The sequence below is a fragment of the Zobellia russellii genome, assembly GCF_044597075.1.
In the GTDB taxonomy this organism is placed as follows: domain Bacteria; phylum Bacteroidota; class Bacteroidia; order Flavobacteriales; family Flavobacteriaceae; genus Zobellia; species Zobellia russellii.
This window is the reverse complement of record NZ_CP139000.1, coordinates 1,938,391-1,960,042: the sequence shown is the minus strand read 5'-3', so window position 1 is coordinate 1,960,042 and position 21,652 is coordinate 1,938,391. Positions and strand designations below refer to the sequence as shown.

18 protein-coding genes are annotated in these 21,652 nt (G+C 39.4%); 6 read left to right on the top strand and 12 right to left on the bottom strand.

From position 1 onward, the window contains the following. The first annotated feature begins 20 nt into the window (after positions 1-20). On the top strand, positions 21-1,637 hold the full coding sequence (locus tag SJY45_RS07825) for a CTP synthase (RefSeq protein WP_400073911.1): 1,617 nt from the start codon (positions 21-23) through the stop codon (positions 1,635-1,637). 118 nt (positions 1,638-1,755) lie between these two features. Next, positions 1,756-3,609 carry a membrane protein insertase YidC gene (yidC, locus tag SJY45_RS07820; RefSeq protein WP_400073910.1) on the top strand — a complete coding sequence of 618 codons (1,854 nt, stop codon included), beginning with the start codon at positions 1,756-1,758 and terminating at the stop codon, positions 3,607-3,609. 376 nt (positions 3,610-3,985) lie between these two features. Here yidC and SJY45_RS07815 read toward each other — a convergent pair whose 3' ends face one another. Further along, a complete protein-coding gene (locus tag SJY45_RS07815) occupies positions 3,986-5,359 on the bottom strand; it encodes a fasciclin domain-containing protein (RefSeq protein ID WP_400073909.1) in 1,374 nt (457 codons plus the stop codon). A 226-nt stretch (positions 5,360-5,585) separates the two neighbouring features. Here SJY45_RS07815 and mnmA point away from each other — a divergent pair, with 226 nt between their 5' ends. Beyond that, positions 5,586-6,776, top strand: a complete 1,191-nt coding sequence (gene mnmA, locus SJY45_RS07810; RefSeq protein WP_215440946.1) for a tRNA 2-thiouridine(34) synthase MnmA — start codon at positions 5,586-5,588, stop codon at positions 6,774-6,776. Between the two features lie 21 nt (positions 6,777-6,797). Further along, positions 6,798-7,739, top strand: coding sequence for an NAD(P)H-dependent flavin oxidoreductase (locus SJY45_RS07805; protein WP_400073907.1), 942 nt, complete (start codon positions 6,798-6,800; stop codon positions 7,737-7,739). Between the two features lie 70 nt (positions 7,740-7,809). Here the strand turns inward: SJY45_RS07805 and SJY45_RS07800 are convergent, their stop codons facing one another. The 11 genes from SJY45_RS07800 to SJY45_RS07750 all read right to left on the bottom strand — a co-directional run bounded on the left by SJY45_RS07800 (position 7,810) and on the right by SJY45_RS07750 (position 20,204). After that, entirely contained in the window at positions 7,810-11,220 is a 3,411-nt protein-coding gene (locus tag SJY45_RS07800; RefSeq protein WP_400073905.1) for a HEAT repeat domain-containing protein, read from the bottom strand. A gap of 70 nt (positions 11,221-11,290) precedes the next feature. Continuing rightward, positions 11,291-11,524, bottom strand: a complete 234-nt coding sequence (locus tag SJY45_RS07795) for a putative signal transducing protein (protein ID WP_215440941.1) — start codon at positions 11,522-11,524, stop codon at positions 11,291-11,293. Between the two features lie 109 nt (positions 11,525-11,633). Then, positions 11,634-12,143 carry a DinB family protein gene (locus SJY45_RS07790; protein WP_400073903.1) on the bottom strand — a complete coding sequence of 170 codons (510 nt, stop codon included), beginning with the start codon at positions 12,141-12,143 and terminating at the stop codon, positions 11,634-11,636. A 19-nt stretch (positions 12,144-12,162) separates the two neighbouring features. Next, positions 12,163-13,182: a DUF3500 domain-containing protein gene (locus tag SJY45_RS07785; RefSeq protein ID WP_400073901.1), complete on the bottom strand. Its 1,020-nt coding sequence runs from the start codon at positions 13,180-13,182 to the stop codon at positions 12,163-12,165. Between the two features lie 91 nt (positions 13,183-13,273). Beyond that, a complete protein-coding gene (locus SJY45_RS07780; RefSeq protein WP_215440936.1) occupies positions 13,274-13,807 on the bottom strand; it encodes a hypothetical protein in 534 nt (177 codons plus the stop codon). 293 nt (positions 13,808-14,100) lie between these two features. Continuing rightward, a complete protein-coding gene (locus SJY45_RS07775; protein WP_400073899.1) occupies positions 14,101-15,432 on the bottom strand; it encodes a DUF58 domain-containing protein in 1,332 nt (443 codons plus the stop codon). Between the two features lie 2 nt (positions 15,433-15,434). Next, positions 15,435-16,433: an AAA family ATPase gene (locus SJY45_RS07770; RefSeq protein WP_400073897.1), complete on the bottom strand. Its 999-nt coding sequence runs from the start codon at positions 16,431-16,433 to the stop codon at positions 15,435-15,437. Next, positions 16,423-17,640: a DUF4350 domain-containing protein gene (locus SJY45_RS07765; RefSeq protein ID WP_400073896.1), complete on the bottom strand. Its 1,218-nt coding sequence runs from the start codon at positions 17,638-17,640 to the stop codon at positions 16,423-16,425. The genes SJY45_RS07770 and SJY45_RS07765 overlap by 11 nt, the downstream gene beginning before the upstream one ends. Continuing rightward, on the bottom strand, positions 17,633-18,373 hold the full coding sequence (locus tag SJY45_RS07760; RefSeq protein WP_400073895.1) for a DUF4129 domain-containing protein: 741 nt from the start codon (positions 18,371-18,373) through the stop codon (positions 17,633-17,635). Before SJY45_RS07760 ends, SJY45_RS07765 begins: the two co-directional genes overlap by 8 nt. Positions 18,374-18,375: 2 nt before the next feature. Next, positions 18,376-19,248, bottom strand: coding sequence for a hypothetical protein (locus tag SJY45_RS07755; protein ID WP_303406865.1), 873 nt, complete (start codon positions 19,246-19,248; stop codon positions 18,376-18,378). Continuing rightward, a complete protein-coding gene (locus tag SJY45_RS07750; protein WP_400073894.1) occupies positions 19,245-20,204 on the bottom strand; it encodes a stage II sporulation protein M in 960 nt (319 codons plus the stop codon). The genes SJY45_RS07755 and SJY45_RS07750 overlap by 4 nt, the downstream gene beginning before the upstream one ends. A gap of 32 nt (positions 20,205-20,236) precedes the next feature. Between SJY45_RS07750 and SJY45_RS07745 the strand changes: the two genes are divergently transcribed. After that, the gene (locus SJY45_RS07745; protein WP_400073893.1) at positions 20,237-20,953 is read left to right on the top strand and encodes an RDD family protein; all 717 of its coding nucleotides are present in this window, start codon (positions 20,237-20,239) and stop codon (positions 20,951-20,953) included. A 75-nt stretch (positions 20,954-21,028) separates the two neighbouring features. Beyond that, positions 21,029-21,646, top strand: coding sequence for a trimeric intracellular cation channel family protein (locus tag SJY45_RS07740; RefSeq protein WP_215912408.1), 618 nt, complete (start codon positions 21,029-21,031; stop codon positions 21,644-21,646). Positions 21,647-21,652: the final 6 nt, after the last annotated feature.

The following is a 21,652-nucleotide window of genomic DNA, read 5'->3' as shown; positions in this document are numbered from 1 at the left end:
CCGTAACAAAGAACACCAATATGTCGCAGACAAAGTATATTTTCGTTACGGGAGGTGTTACTTCTTCTCTAGGGAAAGGTATTATAGCCGCATCGCTCGCCAAATTGCTACAGGCACGTGGCTATAAGACAACGATACAAAAATTAGACCCGTATATCAACGTAGATCCAGGTACGCTAAATCCGTACGAACATGGCGAATGCTATGTAACTGATGATGGAGCGGAGACCGATTTGGATTTAGGGCATTACGAGCGTTTTTTGAACGTTCGTACCTCACAGGCCAATAACGTAACTACAGGTCGTATCTACCAAAGTGTAATAGAAAAGGAACGCCGCGGCGAATTTTTAGGTAAGACCGTTCAGGTGGTACCTCATATTACCAACGAAATTAAACGACGTGTTCAGTTATTGGGCAATAGTGGCGAATATGATATTGTAATTACCGAAATAGGAGGTACCGTAGGTGATATTGAATCCTTACCTTATATAGAGTCCGTTAGACAATTACTTTGGGAGCTTGGTGAGAATAATGCCATTGTAATACATTTAACTCTTGTTCCGTTTTTATCCGCAGCCGGAGAGTTGAAGACAAAGCCTACTCAACATTCCGTTAAAACGTTAATGGAAAGTGGAATTAAGGCCGATGTTTTGGTGTGCCGTACAGAGCATGAGATTTCTGACGAGATAAAAAATAAATTGGCGCTTTTCTGTAACGTAAAGCGTGAAGCGGTCATTCAGTCTATTGATGCTTCTACAATTTATGATGTTCCCCTGTTAATGCAGGAAGAAGGTTTGGATACCGTGGTTCTAAAGAAATTGGCTTTGGCCGATGATGTAGAGCCGGATTTAAACCAATGGAAAGATTTCTTAGATCAGCACAAGAATCCACAGAACGAGGTAAATATTGGCTTGATCGGTAAATATGTTGAACTTCAGGATTCTTACAAATCTATTTTGGAGGCGTTTATCCATGCTGGAGCGGTAAATGAAGTTCGTGTAAATGTGAAGTCCATTCATTCCGAGCATTTATTGGGTAAAGAGCTTGAGAAAAAACTTAGTGACTTAAACGGTATACTCGTTGCGCCAGGTTTTGGTGAACGTGGAATTGAAGGAAAAATACAGGCCGTACAGTATGCACGAGAGAACAACATTCCGTTTTTAGGTATTTGTTTGGGCATGCAAATGTCTGTTATTGAATATTCCCGCAATGTTTTGGAGCTTGAAGATGCCAATTCAACCGAAATGGATGAGAAAACACCTTATCCGGTAATTAATTTAATGGAAGAACAGAAAACCATCACCAATAAAGGGGGGACCATGAGATTGGGTGCATGGGACTGTGAGCTTTTGGATGGTAGTCTGGTAAAAGAAATTTATAAAGGAGCCGATAATATATCGGAAAGACACCGTCACCGTTACGAGTTCAATAGTGATTTTAAAGAGCAACTGGAGGCAAGTGGGTTAAAAGCTACAGGTATAAACAAAGAAACAGGTCTTGTAGAGATTGTGGAAATACCTGAGCATCCTTGGTTTATTGGCGTTCAATACCACCCGGAATACAAAAGTACGGTAGCTAGCCCGCATCCGTTGTTCGTAGGGTTTGTAAAAGCGGCATTAAAACATAAAAAACAATAAACTAATGCCATTCTGGCATAATTTGAGCAATTGGGCATATATTTGCTAATTGACTGAACCAAACCCCTGTACATGATTGCTTTCTAAAATTGAAAGCGGTCTTTTAACAATTATTTAGATGGAAGAAAAGAAAGTAGATATAAATTCCATAATCGGTTTTGTGCTGATTTTCGGGATATTGATATTTATGTTTTATCAGAATCAGCCCACTCCCGAAGAGCTAGAGGCAGAAAAAGCACAACAGGAACAAGTTGTTAAAGAGGAAGGCAGTGAGGCTTTACCATCTGAAAATTTAGCACAGTCTCCTGCAATAAACCTTCAGGATTCTACGGCTGTAGCTAATTATCAAGGTAAAATAGGCGCCTTTGGGTACACGCAACCAACCGATAAAATTACCAAGTTAGAGAATGATTTGGTCTCTTTGGAAATAAGCAACAAAGGCGGGCAGATTGTAGAGGCGCGTATGAAACAATACCATACGTACGATTCTATTCCTGTATATTTAATACACGAGGGTAATGCTTCGTTTGGTCTGAACTTCACAACCTCGGACAACCGTGTGCTGAATACCCAAGACCTTTATTTTGAGCCATCCTTAACAGAGAGCAACGGTAACAAAGTGCTTTCTATGAAAGCCAAAGCGGGTCCTAATAACTTTTTAGAGTACCGCTATGAGATGAAAGAAGGAGATTACCTTGTAGATTTTACTATACGTTCTCAAGGACTTAACGGTATTATAGACAGTAGCAGACCTATAGATTTAGAATGGAACTTAAAGGGTATTCGTCATAATAAAAGCGTAGAGTACGAGAATAGATATACGGAACTTACGTACAATCATGATGATGGTAAAATAAGCTACCTGTCTCTTACTAATGATGATGAGGAAACGGAAGAAGATGTAAAATGGCTATCCTATAGACAACATTTCTTTAGTTCTATTTTGGCCGGTAAGACCAACTTTAAGAATGCCGTACTTACTTCTAAAAACTTGGTGGAAGAAGAAAGTAAGGAAACGAAGTTTACTAAACTGTTTGGTGCAAAAGTGCCTTTGGAATTAACAGGAGGTGAGCTAGCACAGAGTATGCATTGGTACTATGGGCCAACAGATGTAAAAGTGTTGAGTCAATACAAAGAATTAGGGTTGGATGATTCCATACCATTTGGATGGGGAATTTTTGGTTGGTTAAATAGATATTTGTTTACACCATTCTATTCTTTCTTAAGTTCTTTCTTACCGTTTGGTGTGGCCATTGTTGTGATGACCATTTTGGTAAGATTGGCAATGTCTCCCGTAACGTATAAATCCTATTTATCCCAAGCTAAAATGAAGGTGCTAAAACCTGAATTAGCCGAATTGGGGGAGAAGTACAAGGATAATGCCATGAAGAAGCAGCAAGAAACAATGAAGCTGTACGGAAAAGCTGGGGTTAGCCCAATGAGCGGATGTATACCGGCGCTATTACAAATGCCTATTTTCTATGCATTGTTTATGTTTTTCCCCACATCCTTCGCTTTGCGCCAGAAATCATTTTTATGGGCAGATGATTTATCATCCTATGATGTTGTGGCCAATCTACCTTTTGATATTCCATTTTATGGGGATCACGTTAGCTTGTTCCCAATATTGGCTTCTATTGCCATATTCTTTTATATGACCATGACAACCGGTCAGAATATGCCACAACAGCCAGGTATGCCTAACATGAAGTTTATCATGTACTTAATGCCGCTTATGATGTTGTTTTTCTTCAATAACTACGCGAGTGGATTGAGTTTGTACTATTTTGTATCTAACATGATTACTATTGGTATTATGTTGGTTATTAAAAACTTCATTCTTGATGATGAGAAAATTCATGCCCAGATTCAAGAGAACAAGAAAAAACCTAAGAAAGAGAACAAGTTCCAAAGAAGAATGCGTGAGATGATGGAGCAGGCCGAAGAGCAAAAGAAAACTGGCAAGAGGTAGTTCTAAAATTTACTTACCCTCTTTATTATAATAAAAAAACCCTGACGTTAAGTCGGGGTTTTTAGCATAAAGTTAGGTTGGTTTGATAAGATTTGGGACTGTAAAGATGCAGCTTAATCAAGCTTTTAAAAAAAGAGAGTTGTAAAGAGCCCTTTTTTGTATGCTAACACAGGCAGCGGTGTTGTTTGTAATTTCGGCGCTTGAATTAATTGTTGTTTAACTCAGTATCGTCTTCAAAAAATGTACGGGTCATATGCCATTTTAACGCTCTGTTAAATATTACATATCTTATATTAAATCAGTACGTTGTAGAAAATATCAATAAAAAAAAGGTCGCTAACTTAGCGACCTTTTTCAATAGTTGTAGTGGTTTGTATTAGTCTTCCGATGCGCTAGGAATAAGTACCATATCAACTGCGTGAATGACACCATTTATGGCCTGAACATCTGCTTTTACTATAGCAATTCCCATATTTCCGGCTCCATCGGTAATTTCAAAAGAGTCTCCAGACGCGGAAAAAGTCAAAGCATCACCTTGTAATGTTGCAGGAGAAACCAAACCGTCCGATAAATCGGAGGAAACAATGTTTGCTTCAGCAATTACATGATGCGTGAGTACAGCGGTTAAATCTTCACCTTCAGGAACTGCGGTAAGAGCAGCAAAAGCACTGTTCACCGGTGCAAAAATCGTAAATGGATTATTCTCGGTAGTAGAGCTTAGGATAGAAACAAAGTCAGGTTGTCCTTCAGAAGTAAGTGCACCCACTAAAGATGAAAAGTTTTCACTGTCAGCAGTAGCAAATGTTACTACAGTTGGTAAATCTATAACGGTATCTACGGCATGTATAATCCCGTTTGTAGTAACTACATCAGCTATAATTACCTTGCTGGAACCATTTAAGGTTACGCCATCATCTGTATTAACATAGATACTTAAATTATCACCATCTTCATTGGTAGCGGCAGTATTCGCATAGCTATTGCTCAAATCACCTGCGGCCAAAGCTGCTCCGGCTATCACGTGGTTAGATAGGATAGAATTTAATTCGTTTCCGTTAGGATTTTCAAATGCGTTAAAAGCATCATTGGTAGGAGCAAAAACAGTAAATTTTTGCTCGGTACCACTTAATAAATCCGTAAATACGGTATTTCCATCTGCGGTTAAAGCACCTACCAATTCCGTAAAAGCACTATTGTAGGTAGCGTGATTTACAATATTTGGTAAACCTATAACCTTGTCCACAACATGAATAGTTCCATTGGAAGCTTCAATATCTGCCGTAGCTACAGAAGAACCGTTAATAGTTACCCCATCCATAGTATTCACGTATAGACTTAGGTTTTTTCCATCTACACCGGCTGTAGAAGATGAACTATAATAAGCAGTTTCTAAATCTGCGGCCTTAACGTTACCTGAAACCACATGGTTCAAAAGTACTTGCTTTAAGGTTTCTTCGGGAATATCATCCAAAGATGAAAAATTGTTATCTGCTAAAAAGGCTTGAAAAGCCGAATTCGTAGGAGCAAATACGGTAAAAGGACCGTTACCTTTAAGGGTAGTTACTAAATCGGCTTCGTCAAGGGCTTCTACCAAAATGGACAAATTGGAATCGGAAATGGCGACATCTACAATTGTAGTTTCAGGCATTTCTTGTGGAATTTCGGGAGCGTTGTCATCATCACTACACGAAACAAATAAGATAGATGCTAGGGCAAGGGGTAAAAGACCCTTAAAGTTGTTGAGAATCATAATAAAAATGTTAATGGTTTATATTAAAGCGAATAGAATTAAAGATGGACTCAAAATCTAATCTGCTTTCTACGTTAAATCTGCGGCAATCTATGACAAAAATATTATTTTGTTTAACTCTTTTGATAAAAAGTTGAACACTTTTAAATTTAATGAAATGCTAAAATTGAATTAGAAAAGGTGGTATCCGTGTTTATTGATTAAATTTGTAGCCTTATTTATATTCATGAAAAAAGTAGTTGTAGGCCTCTCAGGAGGTGTGGATTCAAGCGTAACCGCATACCTTTTAAAAGAACAAGGGTATGAGGTAATAGGCTTGTTTATGAAGAATTGGCATGATGACTCGGTAACTATTTCGGAAGAATGTCCATGGTTAGAAGATAGTAACGATGCCTTGATCGTTGCTGAAAAACTGGGCATACCTTTCCAAACGGTAGATTTAAGTGTGCAATACAAAGAACGTATTGTAGATTATATGTTTGCGGAATATGAAAAAGGACGTACGCCTAATCCAGACGTGCTCTGTAATCGAGAAATTAAGTTTGATGTCTTTATGGATATCGCCTTGGGATTGGGAGCAGACTACGTAGCTACGGGCCATTATTGCAGAAAAGGAACTATTACAAATGATGATGGGTCCGAAACATATCAGCTTTTGGCAGGTGTAGACGGCAACAAAGATCAGTCCTATTTTCTATGTCAGCTTTCGCAAGAACAATTATCTAAAACCTTATTTCCAATAGGGCATTTGAATAAACCTGAAGTAAGACAAATTGCCGCAGATAACAATTTGATTACTGCCGATAAGAAAGACTCCCAAGGTCTTTGTTTTATAGGAAAAGTGCGTTTGCCAGAGTTTCTTCAGCAAAAACTGAAACCTAAAAAAGGGGTTATTGTAGAGGTGCCTTCAGATGTTATCCAGTATCAAAAAGAATTGCCTCAGTTCAAGAACAAATATGCAGAGCTGTCTTTTTTCTCTGAGAAACCGGTTTATCAGGTTCAAGACGGAAAAATTGTGGGCGAGCATCAAGGGGCACATTACTTTACCAAAGGGCAAAGAAAAGGTCTTGATGTTGGGGGGACTAAAGAGCCCCTGTTTGTAATTGAGACAGACGTAAACGAAAACGTAATTTACACAGGACAGGGCAAATCGCATCCTGGTCTATATAGAAGAACACTTTTTGTAACGGATGATGAACTTCATTGGGTACGAACAGATTTAGCGCTCAAGGAAGACGAAACTATGGAGGTAATGGCACGCATTAGATATCGTCAACCTTTACAAAAGGCTGTTTTGTATAAAATTGATGGTGGTCTATACGTAGATTTTGAAGAAAAACAGTCCGCTATTACCGAAGGACAATTTGTTGCCTGGTACTTAGATGACGAGCTTATTGGGTCGGGCGTAATTTCATAGACAGACTTTAATATATTTTCCATGGGGAACAGGATTACGGAACTTTTTGGTATTGAATATCCTATTGTTCAAGCGGGTATGGTTTGGACCAGTGGTTGGCGATTAGCTTCTGCGGTTTCCAACGCCGGTGGTTTGGGGCTAATAGGAGCTGGTAGTATGTATCCGCAAGTATTAAGGGAGCATATTCAAAAATGTCAACAAGCAACCAATAAGCCTTTTGGGGTAAATGTGCCCATGCTTTATCCTGATTTGGATAAGCTCATGGAAATTATAGTAGACCTAGGTGTAAAAATTGTATTTACTTCCGCAGGGAACCCCAAAACGTGGACCTCATATTTACAGGACAAAGGAATCACCGTAGTTCATGTGGTTAGCAGTTTAAAATTTGCGCTAAAATCTCAAGAAGCTGGGGTAGATGCCGTAGTTGCCGAAGGTTTTGAGGCTGGCGGGCACAATGGCCGGGATGAAACTACAACCCTTACTTTGATTCCCGCTGTAAAGGAAAAATTAGATATCCCCATAATTGCCGCAGGCGGAATTGCAACCGGAGCCGCAATGCTTGCTACAATGGTATTGGGTGCGGATGCAGTACAAGTGGGGAGTCGCTTTGTGGCGAGTGATGAGGCATCATCACACCTATTGTTCAAGCAAAAAGTAGTAGAAACAGGTGAAGGTGGTACACAGCTTACCTTAAAAGAATTGGCTCCCGTCAGGTTGATAAAAAACAAATTTTATAACGATGTTCAGAATGCCTATGCTAACGGAGCTTCTAAAGAAGATTTGATTTCTTTATTGGGCAGGGCCCGTGCCAAGCGAGGTATTTTTGAAGGTGATATGGAAGAGGGCGAACTCGAAATTGGGCAAGTAGCATCACTGATCCATGATATTAAACCTGCAGCAAGAATTGTAGAGGATATGATGGCCGAATTTAAAATGGCAAAAAAGGGTGTGGCATCTTTATAATAAGAATGGAATAAATGGAAACCCCATGATAAAAAAAATCCCTCCGGTTATGGAGGGATTTTTTTTCTAATTAGCCTTCTTTTAAATTGGCCAAGTATTCTATTAGGTCTCGTAATTCCCTTTTAGAAATTAAACGTCCCATTGGCGGCATCGCTGATGGCATATTTTCTCGTTTCTCTATTCGGGATATAGGAATGTCCAAAGGCTCTGCCTCAGAAGTTCTAAGTGTTAGTTCTTCATGGTTTTCGGCTTCAAGGATTCCGTTTACTTTTTGACCGTCTTTTAAAGTCAGCGAAACACTACCATATCCGGGCGCCAATCGTACGCTCGGTTCTATAAGTGCTTCCAAGAGTTGTTCTCTGGTTAAAATATTACCAATGTTCTCTAGAGAAGGTCCAACATCGCCTCCTGCGCTACCTATGGCATGGCAGCGGGTACATTGTGCTGTTGGGTTTTTGTTGAAAACGTTTCGCCCATTGCGGTAATTACCACCTACTAGAGTTTCCTTAAACGCGTCCATTGAATTTCCATTTTCTTTAAGGGGTTTCAACTGTGCAACTAAGTTTTCGTCTTCTGTGGCTTCCACAGCCTCAATAAGGTCTAGAATAACACTTTGTTTTAGGCGGTCTGCGCTAGCTTGTTTTATCAACCCTTCTAAAACTTCTCCACTTTTCTCAACGGGAAGTTCACCTAGAACACTCAATAATTGTTGTTGCTCCCGAACCGAACCTTTTTTGAAAATAGGGCCTATGATACTCGGTAGATTCTCTTTTGAAATTTCCATTTTGGACATCAGTCCTATAGCAGTAGTACGAACATCCTTGTCAGCATCCTTCATACCATATTGCATGGCTGTTTCAATTTTGTCAAAACCTAGTTTTCCTAAGGCATTTAGAATTTCGGACCTAACCATTGGCGACTTATGTTTTTTCATAATGGAAAAAAGAGCATCGTTATGAGAGTCGATTCCCAAATTGGCCAGTGTGTTGGTAATACCGATTAAAATATCTGTATTGGTGTCCTCGATAAAATCTGGAATATCCTTTTCAATTTTTTGCTTTACAACCTTAGGGTCTCTCTTAATTTCACCACGGTAGCGGCCATCAACTCTATCCAGGACGGAAGGTTCTGCCCAAGTGCCAATTGTAGCGAGAGCTTCACCTCTTAGAACATTAGACCTGTTTTTGTCCTTGGCAAAAGTAATGAGGTTCTCAAGGGCTTTATCGTCTCCTACACGAAGTGCTGCATTAATTGCTCTTCTCAACAAGGGCTCCGAGTTGAATTTTTGCACTGTTAACATATTCGCAAGTGCGGGAAGTGCGGCTTCAATGGAAAAATCATCATTGATTGCCCTTGCAGCCTCAGTAACAATGTATTCGTCTTCGTCATTTAAAAATTCAGCAACAGCAGGGTCTTGAAGTCTTCGTAAAACGAGTACGGCTGCTATTCTCAAGCTTCGGTTTGGATTGTGTGCCAGAGTAGTAATGGATTCGGTTTTACCAATTCTAGACAATGCCAAGACGGCCGCATGTCTCAGATACACATCCTCGTCATTGTTGGCTACAATAAGGTCCAATAGCGGTTGAATGGCGGCTTCGGTTTTAATTCTACCCAAAGCTTGTGCCGCAAAGAACTTCACTCTTGGATTGTTATGCTTTAAGAGCGGTATTAATTTTGAGCCTGCTTCAGTATATTTTACATCGCCTAAAACCTTAGCGGCCTGGGCAATGATCTCAGGGTCATTGTCGGCTAACAAGGCAACAAGTGGCTCGGCCTCCGATGCCTTTTTATCGGCCAATTGGCCTATTCCCCAAATCGCATGAATACGTGCAAACTGGTTGGAGTTTTTAGCGGCCGCTTCTTTAAGGGCCTTGTAGCCTTTTGAGCCATTTTTCACCAATTGAAACTGTGCTTTTTTTCTAATACGCATATCACCATAAGAAAGCAATTGAACCAACTCGTCCGTAGATTGCTCTTCATAGTCCAAGGTCATAAGACGTTCTGTTTCTTTTCGCTCTGCGGATAAATCGTTTTTGGCATCGCTAACATCAAGTTTCCAAACGCGTCCGTAGTTTTTAGTTTTCCATCCGTTTACCCAGTCGGCCACGTACATGGCACCATCCGGACCAAATTGAATCCCCGTTGGTAGAACGCCACTCAAGATACTTCTGTCCGTATTCAGTTCAAACGAAGCACCTTTTGGTTTTAAGTCAAAGGCCCAAATATTGGATCGGTCAGGGTTACCCACGAACTCTACTAAAAAGAATTTGTTGATCCAGTCCTTACCTAAAGCCGTACCCGGGTTAAAGGTCATACCGGTAGGGCCGTTATGGAAGTTTTTAATGGGCGGTACAATATATGCGGCCTGCCCTTCCCAACGTGGGGTAAACAGTTTTTCATCCATCCAAACCTTGTAGCCATTGTTTTTAGGGTCTGTGTATTTACCGTACTGCCAATTGGAGCGCCAACCGGAATCAGAACCTTCAACAAGGTGCACCAGTCTTTCGCTTTCTCCGGCATGGTCGCCATCGTTATCGGAAGAGATGATGTTTCCATAGGCATCAAAAACAAATTCATGGGTGTTTCGTAATCCTCTGGCAAAAACTTCAAAGCTGCTTCCGTCAGGATTGGAGCGTACAATAACCCCTTGGTTAGGGTATTTCAGGGTTTGGCCGTCTGCAGTGGTAAGGTTAGCCCCAATATCGCCAATACCCCAGTAAATCTTGCCGTCTGGGCCTTCTATGGCACCGGACATTCCGTGGGCGGCAAAACCAATGTGCACGGCAAAACCGTGTGCTAGTGATGTTTTTTCATCTAGGATTAAATCGTCATTGGTATCCGTTAAACGCCACATATCCGGGCCTACACCAACAAAAACGTCATCTTCTCTTACTAAAAGAGCTCCAGCAACGTCTGTAATTTCATCATTAAAATCTTCCAGTATTCGGGTAGACCTATCCGCAATGCCATTGTTGTTGGTATCTTCTAGCATCCAGATTTCATCCTTTTCTACGGTAAGGTCTTTCCAGTCATGGCTACCATCTTCATTAAGGTCCGGGAACCATTCATTTTCTTCGCTCTTTTCCGGGGCAAATGTTTCGTGAAGGAATTTGCGACGGTCCTCTACGGATTGCAGGGAAATAGAAGCGGTCATCCAATCTTGATGCCCTCTAATGTCAAATTCCGAGTTTTTCTGACGATTGGTACGTGTAAGGTACACTTTGCCTTTATCGTCAATTTGCATGGCAATTGGGTCTGGAGCCAAAGAGTCTGACGCCCAAAGCGTTAGTTCTAGTCCGTCTGCGATTTTAGGACTAATGCCTTCTCGCATTTCTTTTGCCCTACTGACTTCGGTAAGGGAATCTTCTACAATAACCAGAGGGGTTTCCTTTGGTTTTTTTGGCTTGGATTCACAAGCGCAGAACAGGGTGATTAGAAGCGATGTTGCAACTAATTGGGTGAGTTTGGTTTTGTTTGTCATTACTGTTTTGTATTCATTGGTAAGTAGCTGATAAAAATAGGCAATTATGAATACAGTAAACAACTAGCTTTTAATCTTTTTGCTGCGCATGTATGGCCCTTACGATGATCATAGCCTTGTCTTTTTCATCATCTCGCACATAAATGTCCAATTCGCCATTAATGTTAGCGGCAAAACCTGCTAAACGGGCAGATTCAGTAGCATCTTTAATGATAGGGTTAATGTCTACTTCGTTTAACTTCTCTTCAATACGTTGGGCGGTAAAACGGTTTCCCGAGTAAATTTTTACTTCTTTAGATTTCATAACTTTATTTTTATAACAATATGAAGTTAGTGTGTTATAGTAAAATTATGACCTCATAAAAAGTTAATTTTTGATGCTATGGCTTCTATTGATGAAAATGTTATTTGTTTTATGATTTCGTTAGAAAACTTATGGTCACCAAAAGTTGTCCCACATGGCGTTGGCTATGTTCAGCGGCATGAAAAAGAAGCCCTAAAGTGGTTGACGGTAATTTTTTGCGACCCACGGTACGCGGTTCTTTTAAGGTAGCCTCGTTCAATGTCTCGAAAAACAATAATGCTTCCTTAGTTTTATTTTGAAAGTTGAGAACTAAATCGGCGGCGTGTAGTTCTGCAGTCGGTTTTCCTTCATTGGCAAGGTAGGAAAATTGTGAATCCGTTAAACCCTTAGAATTGGCATAGGTAATCATACGGTCCAGAACTCCGGTAATATGTTTTAGGTGAAATCCTACAGAAGCCCTTCCGGCAATTTTAGTCCAGAGTTGGTCTTCGGGAAAATCCTGTAAATAACGTTCTATTTCTTCTGAAGATTGTAAGAGGGCATGAGCAGCGGGCTGCAAAAGCGAGGGAATTCCTGGAACCGGACCTCGTAGCCAAACTTCGGGCTGTGAATTTTGCATGAGTTATAGGTTTTAATTTTTAATGGTCTTCGTGGTAATGTTGTTTTAAAATATCGTTTCCAAAATCATTGGTCAGATCACGAACAACAGTGTGTACATGGTTGGCGTTGTTTTGGGTATTGTCATATTCAATTAAAATGGTAGGGCCTTGTAAACGGTAATAGTGGCCTTTACCAGGTTCTAAACTACCTGCCCAAGCAAAAGAAAGCTTGTTTATATCCGCTTTGTCTATTTTTGATGACATAGATTTAGAAAATTCCGGTTCATAGTTGTTCAAGTAGAGGTGTAGAAGTTTTTGAAAGATTGTTTTTTGTTCTTGTGACAGATTGGAATACCATACGCCATTGGGCTCTAACCTAGATGTGTTCCTGTTATTGCGGGTAAATATTTCGAAAGGTGCTTCATTAGAAAATACGGCTTGTGCCAATTGTTCCTTAGATAGGGAGTTGAGCAGTTCAAAACCTAGTTTGGTCTCTTCTTTGAGTACTTCTTTCCCTTTTAAATTTCCGCTTGGCACAACACCTGGATTGGAACCCATAAAAGAGGGTGTAGCGGATACAATAGCTCCTTTGGAGGCTACAAAGTTCAAGGATACATGATGACCTTCAAAGCGCCAACCCCAATATGCTCCTTCCGCAGGTTTTCCAAATATTGAAAAGTGATAGTTCAGGGCGTCTCGCATTGGAGTGCCGTCCGGCATGGTACGTTCGTTGTTTTCTAGCACGGCTAAAATATTTTCCAGCGCCATTATTTCTGAGGTCTTTCTAAACCCTTCTTGGCTCAAAGAAGCTTTTAATAGATGGGTGGCAGCCTCTTTTTGTTCTTCATTAAAGTCGTGAAAGGTTAGTCCTTTTCTGGCTATAGGTACATAGTTAAAATTGAAACGCTCTTCGTCGTTAATTTTAAATTGGGCCTTCTCTAGAAGGTCTGAATCTAAAGTGTACAAAAAAGTTTGGGCAATATCGTGAAGGTCTTGAGCCTGAGCCTTTACAAATAGGAATACACAACAGGCTAGGAGTACGAATGGTTTTGGTCTCATTTCTATGGTTTTTGGTAAGGAGGTGAGCGAAACTAGTTTAAATTTAATAAACTCTACCCCAATTTACGAACCACAGGATTTGTACTCAATTTTAGTAAACGCTGTAATTGAGGTGGTTTAGTGTAGGTTTGCGCAAGAGGTCTAGTTCCTTTGAGTACCCGGATTTTTTAAAACTACGTAACAGCGCCTCAAAGTTAGAGCCGTTGGTAATCAGTTTTAATTGGTACTCTGCGCATTTAATAATAATCTGGGTCTCGGAAATTTTATACTCGGAAGGGTAAACCTTAAAATATCTTGATATACGGCTAGGCACGCCCAATTTTGTTAAAATATGCATTGGCGATAGATAAAAGGTATCTATAGTTTCTTTGCCCCGAACCAAACTAATGGATTCTATCTCTTCCTTTAAAATGGGAATGATACTGTCATGATTATCAAAATTACCAACAACCATAACCCCCATTGGTAAAATGTCTAGATTGCACTTTGTCTGACTTAAAAGTAAATCCGTTTTGTAATCCTTGTTTTTAAAATCTACAAGACGAAACTTGTATTTTGGATTAGGCTTTAAAAACTTAAAAAGGCTTGCAGCGGGTTTTGCAGTTAGAGGAGAAGTGCTTTTCATTCCTGTTCTGTAGGTTTGGTTCGTTGTTAGGCTTTTAGGGCGGTATTCTACATACCATGAGGGGACTGCAATTTACAGAATAATGACGATATTTTTTGGCTGTTAGTACCATGTTGCGGCATAAAACAAGGTTATCAAAAATGCGTTTTATCGATCAGTAATAGTGTTAGTAAGGGGTGGGAATTTCTTTTTATTCCATTTAAAAGTTATCAACATAAACATTGGTGATAACTTGTTGAAAACTTTTTTGAGCTTTATTCGTTGTTGTAGCTGTTTGTTTTTTATGGGGACCTTTAGAGAAGCCCACGAGCCTTGATTTCCAGATACTTATTAATGGTATTCATAGTTAAGTTTTCCGGCTTGGTCAAAATGGTTTGAATGCCATATTTCTGAAGTTCCTTTTGCATTAAGCGTTTTTCTAAGGCAAATTTTTCGGCAATGGTCTTGTGGTAAATAGCTTGAAGGTCTTCTGCATCCGTAGAAATTAGTGTATCCAATTCTGTGTTCTCAAAAAAGATTACAACGAGCACATGTTTTTTGGAAATAGCGCTCAAGAACGGAAGCTGTCTTTTTAAGGCCGATATGTGTTCAAAGTTAGTGTAGAGCAGTAAAAGGCTTCTTTGGTTTACTTTTCGCTTTATATGGGCGTAAAGCATGCCAAAATCTGAATCTGAAAATTGAGTATCAATACTAAAAAGTTTTTCCAGGATGGTATTCAAATGTGTGATTTTCTGGATGGCCGGAACAAAGGTTTCTATTTTTTTTGAGAATGTAATCATTCCCGTTTTGTCGTTTCGCTTTAGGGCAACGTTTGAGAAGGCTAAAGCGGAATTAATAGCATAATCTAAAAGTTTAAGCTCGTTAAATGGCATTTTCATTACTCGGCCCGTATCAATTATGGAATAGATTGGCTGGGAACGTTCATCTTGATATTGATTGACCATCAACCGATTTTGTTTGGCCGTAGCCTTCCAGTTAACAGTTCTAAAATCGTCACCTTGTACGTACTCCTTTATCTGTTCAAATTCTTGCGTATGCCCAATGCGGCGTATTTTTTTTAGGCCAACCTCGGTCAGTCGGTTATTGATGGCCAAAAAGTCATATTGCTGCATCTGAATGATACTTGGGTATACGGGTACCATTTGATTCTTTTGAAAGACAAACTTGCGCTTTACTATTTTTAAAGGCGATGACGCAAATACGTTTAAATTTCCAAAAACATACTCGCCACGGTCAACAGGCCTTACGGTGTAGCTATATTCTTTTTTATCCCCTTTAGATAAGCTTGTTTTATATTCAAAATCGCGTTTTTGAAATTGAGCGGGAAGTTCGTCTATAATGGATACATGGGTAGGAAATGCATATTGACTTTTAAACTGAATTAAAATTGGGTTTAAATCGCTGTTAGATAATTTTTTAGGTAATGTTCTGGATGCTTTTATGCCTGTCGTTGGCCCATAGAGTAGGTAAGTGTCAAATAAAAAGAGGGCAATTAAAAGCAAGCTTAAAAGCCAAGCAATAGGGTATAGCACCGGCAGCCAATAACTGAGTATAAAGCTGGCGGAAAGTATAGCTATATACCTAAAAAAAACGTTGTGTATGTAGAACGATTTTAAAAATTGCATCCTTATCTCGGAATTTCTACAGACTCCGTTATCATTTGAATTACACTTTCTGTGGTTATGCCTTCCATTTCTCGTTCTGGAGTTAAGATTACTCTGTGGTTAAGGACCGGAACCAAAGATTTTTTTATGTCTTCCGGAGTTACAAAATCCCTTCCGCTTATTGCGGCAAAGGCTTTGGCGGCATTTAATGTGGCAATGGAAGCTCTAGGAGAACCACCTAAATACAGATGTGGATGGTTTCTTGTTTTGGAAATAATTTCGGCTATATAACGTATAATTTTTTCCTCTACCACAACCTCTTGGATATTCGCCTTAAAACCGGCTAATTTTTCGGGTGTAAGCACGCCATTTATCATTTCTTTTACAATGGCTCCTTTACGTTCATGATGGGTCTTTATAATTAAGATTTCCTCATCAAGAGAGGGGTAAACTACTTTTATTTTAAAAAGAAAACGGTCTAGTTGGGCTTCGGGTAGGGCATATGTACCTTCCTGTTCTATTGGGTTTTGTGTGGCCAATACCATAAATGGCGCTTCCATTTTGTAAGTGGTACCATCCATGGTTATTTGACGTTCTTCCATGGTTTCGAACATGGCGGCCTGGGTTTTTGCCGGAGCCCTGTTTATCTCATCAATAAGCACGATATTGGAGAAAATAGGTCCTTTCTTATATTCGAACTCGGAAGTTTTTATATTAAAAATTGAGGTACCTAGAATATCGCTTGGCATAAGATCCGGTGTAAATTGAATCCTGCTAAAATCGGTTTTTAAAGTTTTGGCAAAAAGCTTTGCGGTAATGGTCTTGGCAATGCCCGGGACCCCTTCAATAAGCACATGCCCGTCTACTAAAAGGGACACAATGAGAAGTTCAACAAAGTTTTCTTGGCCAATAATAACCTTGGAAAGCTCTTTTTTGATTTCGCCAACGGCGTTCTTCAAATCTTCTAGAGGAACGCGATTGTTAAAGTTGAGGTCTTCATTTTGAATCTCATTATTTTCCATGTGATTTCTTTTTAAAATTTTCTATGGCCGAATTCAGTTTTTGTAACTCATTATCGGTTAGGTTATCCTTTGCTTCCAATTGTGCTATAAGTGAGAAAAGTGCTTTAATTTCTTCCTTGGTATGATGGCTTCGCGATGCTAAATTGATGTAAAACTCATCGTCCTTATTCAATGTATTCAAATAGAAACGGGAGCGGATGTATTCCAGAAAATGAACCACTTTATGTTCCGCAATTTGTTTTCGTTCCCCTTTTTCAAAGTACATATCGGCAATGGTACGGGTAAAGGCCAGAGTTTGGTTTTTAAGCGGGTTAATTACCGGTATGGCCCTTTGCTTACGTTTCCCTTCAAAAAATACATAAATAACAACACCAATCAGGGCAAGATAGTAGGCCCACCTAAATTCTTTGGTATTGAGAAAAACGTGCATAGGTGATGTGTAAACCGCTTTTCCGCTTTTATAATGGTTATCCATATAAATTGTTCGGGAACCGTCTATATAGGATAGAAGCCCCGCCGTATATGTTTTGTTGTTGTCCTTTAGAATAAAGTAGTTTGTAAAAGCTTTAGGAAAAGTACTTAGAATAATCTCTCCCTTTCCAAATGACCTTTTGATTACGTTGTTTACTTCTTCATCTTTCTTTTGGGTCTTTTCTATATTGGTTACAGTTCCTAAGATAGTCATGGAATCCGTCCCGTATTTCACAAAATACGTAACGTAATCTTCTTTGTTAAAAACGTAGCCGTCTTCTGAATCTAGCGCAGGGTTCACCAATCTGTGTTTATAGGATCGGATATTTTCTAATCCGCTAAAAAGGGTAGCGGTATTTAGCTTAAGAGTGTCCAAAAGTTTTTCTTCGTAATCTTCAGAAGCTATAAATAATGTATTGCCCTTTTCTACCCAGTCTAAAAGAGAGAACAGTTCCGAATCACCAAAACTTACATTATTGTTTACAAAAAAGTAGGTTCCGGAAGCTTCTTCGTTAGTTTTAAGGAATTCAAAAGGAGGAATATTTACCTGCTTAATTTTATTCGGGAAAAGATGTTCCATAACATCGTTCAACACAAAAGTGCCATAGGGTATTTTGTGCTTGGCCACGTAGGAGTTGGTCCAGTTGATCTGTTTGGGACTGTTATATTGAATAACCATTAACAGGGCCACCGTAGCTATGGCTACCACAATATATTTTAAACCTTTTTTATCCATTGGAGCTTATGATTTTTTCAATGGATTCAAATGTTCCTTTTGCTTTTTGGTAGGCGGTTTCATCAATATAAAAACCTCCGTACCAAGTAAAATTGTATAAACGGGTAATTGCGGTAAACGGACTTTGGAGATTGGTTTTTGAAATTTCTTTTAAGTAGTCATCATTGGTTTTTTGCAGTTCCCATGAAATGAGCTCTTTCTCGCTCATTAATTTTAATACCTGTAAATAGGAGTATCGTACCGCCAACCGGAAGTCCTTTTGGGAAAGGGCTTGGTTAATCAAGTCCTGAATATTTTCATTTTTAATTATATGCTCTTCCTCCGAAAGGGAAACCAGGGCCTTGTTTTTTGAGGCTTGTTCAAGTGCACTAGCGTTGATATTCAGAAAAAACCGAATGAGAATATAGATCAGTACACCCAGAAGCAAATAAGGTACAAGGCGTATGAATGTGGCAAGAATGCCGGAAGCTTTCTCAACACCAAAAATATTCTCAAGAATACGGAGCATGAGGTTGTTGAGCCAACTTTTAAAATCGTCCCACCAAGTGGGTTCTATTTCGACAACTTCATACTGAAAATCCTTATCCTCATAAAATTTGCTTAGATCGGAGTCGCTAATAGTCTTGATTTCAAGAGGAGCGGAGTCATAGACAATATTTAGAGAATCTTTCTGAGCGGAAAGAATTCCGGCCCAGTATATGCCTAGCAGTAAAAGGAAATGCAGTTTTCGCATATTTATTCGTCAGCCGTTCCTCCAAGATTTTTTATGCGTTCGTAAGTACCCGTAAAGTTCTTTTTCTCGTTCAAATCAAAATAAATTAAGACACTGGCCACAATAGAAATGATGTTCAATAGAAACTGGGCAAGCGTACTTATAATTCCCAAAACAATAGAAATAGGATCTGCAACGGTAAAATTTTCGGCATCTATTTCACCGGAAAGTATACCCATCTTGGCGTAGGTATATATCGTTGCCGGTAAGGCAAAAGCATAACCGGTAACCGTAACTATGATACCCACAACAAAAAGTGAGGCAAAGGTTACCCACCAATATTCTTTTACCAAAGTAAAACTATTGCTAAAAGCATCTGAAACTCCTTTTCCTTCAAAAGCAAGGATACTAAAGGACAGCACCAGCGGTACATAAAGAAAAACACCGGGAATAATACAGAAGAGAAAACCGCACCCAACACATAGTGCCACTAAAAAGCCGAGTCCGATAAATTTCCAAAAGGAACTATAAACGTTTTCCTTAATTTCGGTAAAGTCTATATTTCCGTTGTGCTTTATATATGATTTGATGTAAAACAAGGTAGTAGCTTGGGCCATTACATAGGTAGTGACGGTGGCGATAAGAAATACTAGGGCAACCACAAAAACGACCAAGCCACTTACAGCGGAGTTGGAGCTGCTTATGCTAAAATTCATGAAATCTCCTATCTGGAACATATAAAAACCGTAGCTAATAAGCATAACCACTAGAAAAGGAGCGATAATCTTAAAGAAGACACCAAAAAACGTTTTGAATTCGTTTCGCAAAAAGCCAAAGGTGTCCGATAAAATTTGGCTCATTTCCCGTTGTTTTTTGAACTCTATAAACTGTTTCATGCGGTTGGTTTTTTGTGAAGTTGTTTTGGATATATAACGTAGTAAAAGAGAATTAGTGCCAAGGAAGATAAAATTATAAAAATGGCCAAAGCATCCGGCATTTCTGTATGTCTTGTGACAAAGCCTTCTAAAAAACCGGCAATGATGAAAAAAGGAACCGTACTGAGCATAATTTTCAATCCGTTTTGCACCCCTCTTTTAAAAGATTCCAGCCTAGTATATGTACTTGGGAATAGAATGCCGTTGGCCAACACCAGTCCGGCACATCCCGCAATTATAATTACCGATATTTCTATGGTGCCATGAATCCAAATGGTACGTGCAGACTCCCAAAGTAATCCTTTTTCGTAAAAGAAATATTGAAAACTACCCAACATAATTCCGTTTTGCATCATAACAAACAAGGTGCCAATACCCAATAATATACCGTATGCAAAGGCCATAAGCGCTACCCGAATATTGTTGATGGTTATGCCAAGAAACATATTAAATTCCCCCATTTTCTTATAAACGGCCATAGGGTCTCCCTTATCAATATTTTCCAAGGTCATATTAACATAGCCATCACCCAAAATTGAACGAACAAACGTACCTTCGTTTGCGGCAGAAAATGCACCTACCAGACTAAAAAAAACAAATACCAGAAAGGCGATCAACAATTCACGTTGGTGATGATAGAACATCGTAGGGAATTCGGTTTTCCAAAATTCCACAATACGGTTTTTGGGTTCACGTTTGGTCTTGTAAATTTTTTGGTGGGCCTGAGAGGCCAAAGTGTTGAGGTAAAACTCTGTATTGCTGCCGGCATAAAAGGTTTTGGCGTAGCTAAGATGGTCCGTAATTTCAATGTAGAGGTCGGACAATTTATCTGGTGTCAATGCCGTTTTGTTGGTCAGGGCATTTTCAAAAGTAGCCCATTTGTCTTTATTTTGCTTTACAAAGGCGGCTTCGCGCATCAACTTTTGGTTTATACCAAAGAAACGAAACTATGGAACAATTTCAAATAGAAACAGCCCAAAATATAACCATTAACCAGCATACGGCACATCTAGGAGACCGCATGCTTGCTTATATGATAGATAGCTTTATCATTCTAGCCTATACCATAATCATGATTATGGCACTGCTTTCTTTGGATATTGATTTTGGGGATATGTGGGCGCTCTATATGCTTATTAGTTTGCCGGCCTTCCTGTACTATGTGCTTCTAGAAACCTTTATGAACGGGCAGACCGTTGGTAAGACCGTGATGAAAATACGAGTGGTAAAACTAGATGGTTCCAAACCCGGTTTTTCTAGTTATTTTGTGCGGTGGATATTACGGATTATAGATGTAGTACTTACTTCCGGAGGTGTTGCGGTACTTACTATTTTAATTAGGGGCAATGGGCAACGTGTAGGAGATATAGCCGCAGGAACAACCGTAATTAGTGAAAAGAAAAGAGTTTCTTTAAAAGATACCTTGTTAAGCGATTTGCCAGAAGATTATAAACCTCAATTTCCACAGGTTACTATTTTTAAGGACCGTGAGATGCAGACGATCAAGGAATTTTATGATTCCGCCAAACGCAACGGAAATCATAATGTAATTGTATCTTTGAGCGATCAAATAAAAAAGGTAACGAGTATAGCTACGGATATGACACCTTTGGATTTTGTGGATAGAATAATCAAGGATTATAGTTACTACACGCAACAACTGTAATCTGGTTTAAATATTCTTTCAAACGTTGCACAGTGGCCCAAAATATTAGGAACGCTCAAAAATACATTTTCACACATGTTTTATTTTTTAATCGATATTTTGGGAACTATTGCCTTTGCCATTTCCGGGGTTTTGGTGGCGATGGATAAGAAGTTGGACCTTTTTGGGATTTTTATAATCTCGTTCGTAACTGCGGTAGGGGGGGGCACCTTACGTGATATGCTCATAGGCAATACGCCCGTACTTTGGATGCGTGAGCCTGTGTATATTACGGTTATTGCCGGGGCCGTTGTTTTTTCGGTGATTTTTGTGAGACACTTAAAATATCTGAGAAAAACTTTATTTCTGTTCGATACTATAGGAATTGGCCTCTTTACCATGTTGGGTATAGAAAAAGGATTAACGGCAGACTTGCTGCCCGTAATGTGTGTGGCACTAGGCACTATTACGGCTTGTTTTGGAGGTGTTATACGCGATATGCTGTGCAATGAAATTCCCGTAATCTTCAGAACCAAGGAGATTTATGCAACGGCCTGTATTCTTGGGGGTATAAGTTATTTTATACTCGTACTTCTTCCTATAGACGGAGCCTACGCTTATATTGCCGCTATCCTAATTATTATCATTACCCGATTGTTGGCGGTCAAATTTGGACTTGCCCTACCTAATATTTATAAGAAAGTAGACGTATAAATAATT

Excerpts from the sequence above, each read along its gene's own strand:
- SJY45_RS07825 (WP_400073911.1), top strand. The coding sequence starts at position 21 with ATGTCGCAGACAAAGTATATTTTCGTTACGGGAGGTGTTACTTCTTCT.
- yidC (WP_400073910.1), top strand. The coding sequence starts at position 1,756 with ATGGAAGAAAAGAAAGTAGATATAAATTCCATAATCGGTTTTGTGCTG.
- SJY45_RS07815 (WP_400073909.1), bottom strand. The coding sequence starts at position 5,359 with ATGATTCTCAACAACTTTAAGGGTCTTTTACCCCTTGCCCTAGCATCT.
- mnmA (WP_215440946.1), top strand. The coding sequence starts at position 5,586 with ATGAAAAAAGTAGTTGTAGGCCTCTCAGGAGGTGTGGATTCAAGCGTA.
- SJY45_RS07805 (WP_400073907.1), top strand. The coding sequence starts at position 6,798 with ATGGGGAACAGGATTACGGAACTTTTTGGTATTGAATATCCTATTGTT.
- SJY45_RS07800 (WP_400073905.1), bottom strand. The coding sequence starts at position 11,220 with ATGACAAACAAAACCAAACTCACCCAATTAGTTGCAACATCGCTTCTA.
- SJY45_RS07795 (WP_215440941.1), bottom strand. The coding sequence starts at position 11,524 with ATGAAATCTAAAGAAGTAAAAATTTACTCGGGAAACCGTTTTACCGCC.
- SJY45_RS07790 (WP_400073903.1), bottom strand. The coding sequence starts at position 12,143 with ATGCAAAATTCACAGCCCGAAGTTTGGCTACGAGGTCCGGTTCCAGGA.
- SJY45_RS07785 (WP_400073901.1), bottom strand. The coding sequence starts at position 13,182 with ATGAGACCAAAACCATTCGTACTCCTAGCCTGTTGTGTATTCCTATTT.
- SJY45_RS07780 (WP_215440936.1), bottom strand. The coding sequence starts at position 13,807 with ATGAAAAGCACTTCTCCTCTAACTGCAAAACCCGCTGCAAGCCTTTTT.
- SJY45_RS07775 (WP_400073899.1), bottom strand. The coding sequence starts at position 15,432 with ATGCAATTTTTAAAATCGTTCTACATACACAACGTTTTTTTTAGGTAT.
- SJY45_RS07770 (WP_400073897.1), bottom strand. The coding sequence starts at position 16,433 with ATGGAAAATAATGAGATTCAAAATGAAGACCTCAACTTTAACAATCGC.
- SJY45_RS07765 (WP_400073896.1), bottom strand. The coding sequence starts at position 17,640 with ATGGATAAAAAAGGTTTAAAATATATTGTGGTAGCCATAGCTACGGTG.
- SJY45_RS07760 (WP_400073895.1), bottom strand. The coding sequence starts at position 18,373 with ATGCGAAAACTGCATTTCCTTTTACTGCTAGGCATATACTGGGCCGGA.
- SJY45_RS07755 (WP_303406865.1), bottom strand. The coding sequence starts at position 19,248 with ATGAAACAGTTTATAGAGTTCAAAAAACAACGGGAAATGAGCCAAATT.
- SJY45_RS07750 (WP_400073894.1), bottom strand. The coding sequence starts at position 20,204 with ATGCGCGAAGCCGCCTTTGTAAAGCAAAATAAAGACAAATGGGCTACT.
- SJY45_RS07745 (WP_400073893.1), top strand. The coding sequence starts at position 20,237 with ATGGAACAATTTCAAATAGAAACAGCCCAAAATATAACCATTAACCAG.
- SJY45_RS07740 (WP_215912408.1), top strand. The coding sequence starts at position 21,029 with ATGTTTTATTTTTTAATCGATATTTTGGGAACTATTGCCTTTGCCATT.